Genomic DNA, 6,486 nt, shown 5'->3' on the forward strand with positions numbered 1-6,486 from the left:
GCAAATGGCTGTCAGGATGGTATACTAATAAAGCGCTATTGGATTGAATTATATTAGAGGAGGTTTTTGTCATGGTCAATGAACAACGCGTATTGGATACGTTTTTAGAGCTTGTCCAGATCGATTCGGAATCAAAAGAGGAAGCACGGATTTGTGCTCACTTGAAAAAAACGTTTGAGGATCTCGGATGTGACGTTTTTGAGGATGACGCTTCGTCTAAGACGGAACACAAAGGAAATAACTTGATCGTCACGCTTCCGGCAACAAAAGACGGGGTCGATAAAATTTATTTCACTTCCCATATGGATACAGTATTCCCGGGTCAAGGAATCAAACCAATCATCGAGGACGGTTATGTCAAGACGGACGGCACGACGATTCTTGGAGCAGATGATAAAACGGGACTTGCTTCACTAATTGAACTCGTTCATGTACTCAATGAGACAAAACAACCACACGGAAAAATCCAGTTCGTCATTACAGTCGGTGAAGAATCTGGACTTGTTGGGGCGATGGTCCTTGATTCATCGAAAATTGATGCGGATTACGGTTTCGCACTCGATTCAGACGGAAAAGTAGGGGACATCATCACTGCTGCTCCAACCCAAGCAAAAGTCAATGCGAAGATTTTTGGAAAAACAGCTCACGCTGGTGTTGCACCAGAAAAAGGGGTCTCGGCGATTACGATTGCTTCAAAAGCCATCGCGAAGATGCCACTCGGTCGGATTGATGAAGAGACGACAGCTAACATCGGACGGTTCAGCGGTGGCGGTCCATCAACGAACATCGTTTGTGATTATGTAGAAATTTTCGCGGAAGCACGTTCACTTGTTGCTCCGAAGATGGAAGCGCAGACTGAGAAGATGAAAGCGGCGTTTGAAGAAGCAGCGGCAGAACTCGGTGGTCGTGCCGAAGTGGAGGTCAAAGTCATGTACCCAGGCTTCAAGTTCGAAGATGGAGATCAAGTTGTCGAAGTCGCAAAAGCAGCCATCACACAACTTGGACGTACACCACGTCTCTTGCATTCTGGTGGCGGATCAGATGCCAATGTCATCGCTGGTTTCGGTATTCCAACGGTCAACTTGGCGGTCGGATATGAAGATATCCATACGACGAATGAGAAGATGCCAATCGAAGAACTCGTCAAAACAGCGGAACTTTGTGTGACGTTAGTCGATTACATCACGAACAAATAAGCTGATGGAACACAAAAAGAGTGTATCGCGACATTGCGATACACTCTTTATCATTGTACGATTAAACTACTTGAGGACGATCCACATATTCCATAGACTCTAAAACGAGTTCTTCTGTACATAATAAGGTCGAAGCGATTTCATCGATTTGAATCGACTTTCCGTATTTTTGCCGATAACTTTCGTTTAGTTTACGGGCTTCCCGGACGATCCGGGCATATGTCCGTTCAATTTTAGTCATGGAAAAACCCACCTTCCAAATCTGAATAGGTACAGTTTACCATGCTTCAACAGACGAAAGGTGTATTTTGTGTATAAAAAATGCTAATTTTACGAAAAGGGGAAAAAGATGGAATTTTATTTTTTAGGGACAGGAGCCGGTATGCCGTCAAAACAACGGAACGTTACTTCGATTGCCTTGTTACACCCCAAAATGACTTGGTTGTTCGATTGTGGAGAGGCTACGCAACATCAAATCTTACACAGTCCGATTAAACCACGAAAAGTCAACGCGATCTTCATCACCCATTTACATGGGGATCATATTTTTGGATTACCAGGATTTATCAGTACACGAGCTGCCTTAGAAGGAACGACACCGCTAACGATCTATGGACCGATAGGGATTAAGGAATGGATGGATGCGACATTAAGGATTACAGGAACATATTTACGTTATCCACTCCAGATCGTTGAAGTCGAAGATGGTCAAACATACGAACAAGATGGTTTCCGCGTGACGGTGCGGTCACTTGAGCACCGTTTTCCGGCGTTCGGGTACCGCCTAGAAGGACCAGAAGAGCGTGGGGCATTACGTGTTGATGCACTGAAGGCACTTGGAGTTCCTTCCGGTCCACTCTATCGCCGAATCACACTGGAAGAAACCTTTGAATTCGATGGCACGGTCTACGCATCGTCTGACTTTTTAGAATCTCCCAAACCAGGTGTCAAGCTAGCGGTTCTTGGCGATACGATGCCGTGCGCGGCGTCGATAGAACTCGCGCGAGATGTCGATGTATTAGTCCATGAAGCGACGTTTGCCGATCGAGAAGTCGAACATGCGGGACGCTTCGGTCACTCGACCGCTCGACAGGCAGCTGTCATCGCGGATACGGCGCAGGTAAAAAAGCTCCTCTTGACGCACGTATCTGCGCGTTATGTCGATCAAGAAGAAGTACTGGAACAAGAGGCACGAGAAGTATTTGCAAACAGCCATCTCATGTTTGATCACCGGGTCGTTCCGGTCAAAGGGTAAAAGATGGACTTTCTCATTTTATGGGCACTCTTTTTACTGGCTGCTAGTGGCTTAGCGTTTTTACTTGAACGGCGAACGGAAAAAGAAACATACTTGTATATGAAGTTCATTTTTTATGCGTGTCTCGGCGCCGTGTCGTTTCCAGTCTATGATATTCAATTACCGCTCGGCATCATCATCTTTTTGATCGTGTTGCATCCGAAAAAGAATTCACGTTATAAACGATACATGGCATTATTCGGGTTCTTGTTCTTCCTGTTTCAACTGTTCCTCGGACCGTTTGATGCCGGAACGTTGCGGGAAGAAACTCAACAGATTGGTCGCGTGACCATCACGGATGATTCGTTCGATAGCTTTCTCGCACAAGTCGAACGCCGTGTAGGAGAAGACGGATTACGGTTGGAACAAAGCCAGCTAATGTTCGATCGAGGCGGGAATCTACGGAATGCTTCGTTTGAGATGCTCGTCCAAACTCCGAAACGGTTCATTCGTTATGAAGTCAGTTATCAAGAGTTGACCGGAACGATTTCCTATCGACCACGTGAAGAGTTGGCAACGAAATCATTGATATCGTATTATCAAAAACTGATTGATGCGAACCAATCGTTTGAGACGTTACGAAAACTCTCGATGCATGAGATTTTACATGATTCCAAAACCCCTTATGTCGAGATGGATCTCGATGGGCTCTACGAAACGTTTAGTCTGCAGGATGCGACAGTATTTTTGATTGATGACAAAGGAAAACTTATTCCGTATGTTAATACAGGGAACGATGTCTTAGCGAATGCGATTCGCCTGACCTATCTGCGGTCTGACGGTCAATCATTACGAGACAAGACCATTCTGTTATACAATTACAGCTTTGAGACCTCAAGGCGAAAAGGAGTCGTACGATGAAAAAATGGTTATTTGTTGCAAGTATCGTGTTACTTGCCGGTTGCGCAGAAGCAAAAGAGGAACAACAAACAGCGTCTTGTGAGACCGAAGTCAAGGTGTCGGTCGTGGATCACGTCAAGGATAAGACATTATTCGATAAAGACGTGTGTTTGAATAAAAAAGATACAGCACTGGATGCGCTTGAAGATACAACGCTTGATGTCGTTAAAACAGGTAAAGGTGAGATGGCATATGTAACGGCAGTCGATGGGATTCGTGAAAAGTCAGCTGGAGCAGGGAGTGGCTGGGTCTTCGGTGTCAACGGAAAACCCGGGGAAGTCGGTGCCGGGAGTTATGAACTGAAAAAAGGAGACCGTCTCGAATGGCGGTTTGAAAAAGATGCAATGGCTTATTTTGAGTAAACCAGAACGGGAGCGACTTCACCCAGTGAACGTCGCTCTCTTTTTCATCGGGATGATTACGATTCCATTCGTCCTCACACACGATCAAACGATCATCGTGGTCTATCATCTACTCTTGTTCTTATTCGTTCAAGAGCGGACTATTTTTCGATATCTCTTACTTCCTGCTCTCTATGCCGTCATGATGTGTGTACCACTCTTATATGGAGCAAGCATCGATTCGTTTGCCATATATGAAACGACGATCCAGGTGACATTATTCGTCACCTCAAGTCAATGGATCTTCACGTTAGTTCGACTCGACCAGATGGGACCGTTGTTTCGTTTCTTACCTCGACTGACACGATTGACGGGGATGGTGCTGGCGCTGATTCCGTCTTTCTTACGGACTTGGCCGGAAGTCAAGATGAGTCATCCGAAAGCGTCGCTTGCTGTTCGACTGGAGCGGATGACCGCCTATCATATCGTACCGATCGAAGCGGTGCCGTCTCACTTAAGACCGGTCACGCGACGTGATGTTCAGACAGGCTTATTACTTGCGGCAGGACTGGCTCTTTGTCTGACACCATGGACGATCATTCCTGCGCTGATTTTGCCTATATCGCTATTATTTACAAAAGGAGGAATCCGGGATGCCTATCATGTATACCGACAACGATCGAGAAGAGCGACTGCGACATCAGGCAATCGAACATGATCAATCGGTCTTGACACCAGAGCGCCTCCTACATGGACGTGTCCGGGACCTGCTTGCGACCGTCTCCTTGTTTCGAGCTGGAGAACTCGCGACCTTACTTGGCTTAGAAGCCTTTTTTGAAGCGGAGTCGAGTGAACTTTCGGCTGGGGAACAACAGCTCGTCGGACTCGGTCATGCCTTGTCTTCGTCACCGAAGACACTTTTTTTGTCGGAACCGTTTCTCTTTCTTGATCATGTCAGACGCAAGCGATTAATGGGATTGCTTGAAGAAATCGAACGACGGTTTGGTTGTCAGATCCATTGTTCGATGACGATCCAATCCGACCTCTCGCTGACGAGTGAATCGGCTGAAAAAACTGGACGTTTCCTGAACCAAATCGAAAACGTTCAACATCGTTATCCGTTGCAGACACGCTATGCACTGGTGACAGGGAAATTGTCATTTCATCAAGGCGAACGGATTGCGATCGTCGGTGCGAATGGGAGTGGAAAGTCGACGCTCCTACGTCTCGCACTCGGTGTCGAGCGCCCGCTTTACGGAAAAGTTCGGCGGGCGGGAGAGATGCATTATGTACCAGCGCATCCGATGCTTGCGCCATTAGACGATCGAAGCGGTAGTTTTACGACGCAAAAAAAACGTCTCTTGGACGGTATCGAATGGAGTAAAGACAGCTATTACTTTGATGAACCGACGGCTGGACTTGATGACAGCGCACGAATGGCTTTTGTCGCATCGTGGAAGCAGAATCCGACGAATCTGATCGTCATGGCGACGCATGATCCAGTTCTCATTCGGGCAGCACAGCGGATCATCTATCTGGTGCACGGAGAAGTGGCTTTCGATGGACCGACGAAGCACTTTTTACAAGAAAGTCGGTTGTTCGTATGATCATCGCAACGGTTCTAATCGTCTGTCTGTTTTTAGTCATGTTCGAGAGACTTCAGATGACGGATCAACGATTACGGTTCATCGCCATCATCACGGCAGCGGCAATCGTTGGACGTTTGTTGTTTTCCAGTTTGCCGAACATTCAGCCGGCAACGGCCATCGTCTTATTAGTAGCCGTCTTCGTTCATCCAATCGCCGGTGCTATCTCTGGGATGCTCGTCGTCGTATTGACGAGTTTATTTTTAGGAAGCGGTCCGTTCGTACTCTTTCAAGCGCTGGCGTATGCAACGATTGCCAGTCTAGGATTCGTTCCGTTTCTTCGGTACCGGATCGTCTTGACTGGATATGGATTTCTCGCTGGTTTCTTATACGGATGGGTGAGCAATCTCGGTTTCTTGGTATTGACCGGATTCTCGTGGCAAGCTTTTTTGACACTGCTTGTAGCCGGAGGAACGTTTGATATGCTTCACGGATTCAGTAACGCGATCTTCATTTGGATATTGTTTCCGATTTTTTTACGAATTATGCATTCATTCGATGAAAAGAGGGGTACAGAATAGTAACATACCGAACAGGAGGGAAGGCATATGCTGGGATCATCGATTTCGCTTGCTTATGTCGTCATGTTGCTCATCGTCTCGAGTGTGGGCTTAGTGTTTGGCAGTATTCTGTTGATGAAAGGTACGATTAGAGGACGCTACGCCGCTTGTTACTTACTCGCTGCCTCCGTTTTCCCGGGCGCCATGTTGATTACCTCATCAGAAGGATTACAATGGCAATATTTACGATTCGAGAGTTCATGGTTCCTCGCGATTGTTTCCTGGTTACTCGTCTTATCGACGGGGTACCTCGTCTCAATCACGGGTGCGCTCGTTGTTCGTTATCTGTATCATTATACGATGGCATTTGATCGCTTCAAACGTTATGTGACGCGGCGTTTTCGTCATCATGAAGCGTAAATACAAATGGGGCTGACTCAAAAAAGAATGATGCGTCTTTTCACGCCCTTTCCTCAGGCGAGCCACAACACAATTTTCCCCCTCTATTCGAACAGGAAAACGGGCCTTTTTTGTCTCTGACAGCGCAAAATTGCCCTTATTCCTGTAGGAGTGCCCTGGAAAGAGTTGATCTTCTTTCTAACCCGTAAA

The 6,486-nt window shown here is 46.7% G+C and carries 9 protein-coding genes; 8 read left to right on the forward strand and 1 reads right to left on the reverse strand.

The annotated features are described in order from the left end of the window. The first annotated feature begins 71 nt into the window (after positions 1-71). Positions 72-1,196, forward strand: coding sequence for a M20/M25/M40 family metallo-hydrolase (locus tag B3M90_RS03745; RefSeq protein WP_056060303.1), 1,125 nt, complete (start codon positions 72-74; stop codon positions 1,194-1,196). Between the two features lie 61 nt (positions 1,197-1,257). Here B3M90_RS03745 and B3M90_RS03750 read toward each other — a convergent pair whose 3' ends face one another. Further along, the gene (locus B3M90_RS03750; RefSeq protein ID WP_023467629.1) at positions 1,258-1,437 is read right to left on the reverse strand and encodes a hypothetical protein; all 180 of its coding nucleotides are present in this window, start codon (positions 1,435-1,437) and stop codon (positions 1,258-1,260) included. A gap of 108 nt (positions 1,438-1,545) precedes the next feature. Between B3M90_RS03750 and rnz the strand changes: the two genes are divergently transcribed. Genes rnz through B3M90_RS03785 form a run of 7 tightly spaced genes read left to right on the forward strand, consistent with a single transcriptional unit; the run spans position 1,546 to position 6,297 of the window. Next, positions 1,546-2,451: a ribonuclease Z gene (gene rnz, locus B3M90_RS03755; protein ID WP_214855150.1), complete on the forward strand. Its 906-nt coding sequence runs from the start codon at positions 1,546-1,548 to the stop codon at positions 2,449-2,451. Between the two features lie 3 nt (positions 2,452-2,454). Next, positions 2,455-3,351, forward strand: a complete 897-nt coding sequence (locus tag B3M90_RS03760; RefSeq protein WP_290782656.1) for a hypothetical protein — start codon at positions 2,455-2,457, stop codon at positions 3,349-3,351. Beyond that, positions 3,348-3,752 (forward strand): DUF4430 domain-containing protein, encoded by a 405-nt coding sequence (locus tag B3M90_RS03765; protein ID WP_290756887.1) that lies wholly within the window; start codon positions 3,348-3,350, stop codon positions 3,750-3,752. Before B3M90_RS03760 ends, B3M90_RS03765 begins: the two co-directional genes overlap by 4 nt. After that, positions 3,730-4,449 carry a hypothetical protein gene (locus B3M90_RS03770; RefSeq protein ID WP_290782659.1) on the forward strand — a complete coding sequence of 240 codons (720 nt, stop codon included), beginning with the start codon at positions 3,730-3,732 and terminating at the stop codon, positions 4,447-4,449. The genes B3M90_RS03765 and B3M90_RS03770 overlap by 23 nt, the downstream gene beginning before the upstream one ends. After that, on the forward strand, positions 4,385-5,338 hold the full coding sequence (locus B3M90_RS03775) for an ATP-binding cassette domain-containing protein (RefSeq protein WP_290782661.1): 954 nt from the start codon (positions 4,385-4,387) through the stop codon (positions 5,336-5,338). The genes B3M90_RS03770 and B3M90_RS03775 overlap by 65 nt, the downstream gene beginning before the upstream one ends. Further along, on the forward strand, positions 5,335-5,898 hold the full coding sequence (locus B3M90_RS03780) for an ECF transporter S component (protein ID WP_290756879.1): 564 nt from the start codon (positions 5,335-5,337) through the stop codon (positions 5,896-5,898). Before B3M90_RS03775 ends, B3M90_RS03780 begins: the two co-directional genes overlap by 4 nt. Before the next feature lie 27 nt (positions 5,899-5,925). Next, on the forward strand, positions 5,926-6,297 hold the full coding sequence (locus B3M90_RS03785; protein WP_214855157.1) for a hypothetical protein: 372 nt from the start codon (positions 5,926-5,928) through the stop codon (positions 6,295-6,297). The last annotated feature ends 189 nt before the right edge of the window (positions 6,298-6,486 follow it).

This window comes from Exiguobacterium sp. UBA6309 (assembly GCF_002439205.1).
In the GTDB taxonomy this organism is placed as follows: Bacteria; Bacillota; Bacilli; order Exiguobacteriales; family Exiguobacteriaceae; genus Exiguobacterium_A.

Bases quoted from the DNA above. Each gene is read 5' to 3' on its own strand.
- B3M90_RS03745 (WP_056060303.1), top strand. From the start codon at position 72: ATGGTCAATGAACAACGCGTATTGGATACGTTTTTAGAGCTTGTCCAG.
- B3M90_RS03750 (WP_023467629.1), bottom strand. From the start codon at position 1,437: ATGACTAAAATTGAACGGACATATGCCCGGATCGTCCGGGAAGCCCGT.
- rnz (WP_214855150.1), top strand. From the start codon at position 1,546: ATGGAATTTTATTTTTTAGGGACAGGAGCCGGTATGCCGTCAAAACAA.
- B3M90_RS03760 (WP_290782656.1), top strand. From the start codon at position 2,455: ATGGACTTTCTCATTTTATGGGCACTCTTTTTACTGGCTGCTAGTGGC.
- B3M90_RS03765 (WP_290756887.1), top strand. From the start codon at position 3,348: ATGAAAAAATGGTTATTTGTTGCAAGTATCGTGTTACTTGCCGGTTGC.
- B3M90_RS03770 (WP_290782659.1), top strand. From the start codon at position 3,730: ATGCAATGGCTTATTTTGAGTAAACCAGAACGGGAGCGACTTCACCCA.
- B3M90_RS03775 (WP_290782661.1), top strand. From the start codon at position 4,385: ATGCCTATCATGTATACCGACAACGATCGAGAAGAGCGACTGCGACAT.
- B3M90_RS03780 (WP_290756879.1), top strand. From the start codon at position 5,335: ATGATCATCGCAACGGTTCTAATCGTCTGTCTGTTTTTAGTCATGTTC.
- B3M90_RS03785 (WP_214855157.1), top strand. From the start codon at position 5,926: ATGCTGGGATCATCGATTTCGCTTGCTTATGTCGTCATGTTGCTCATC.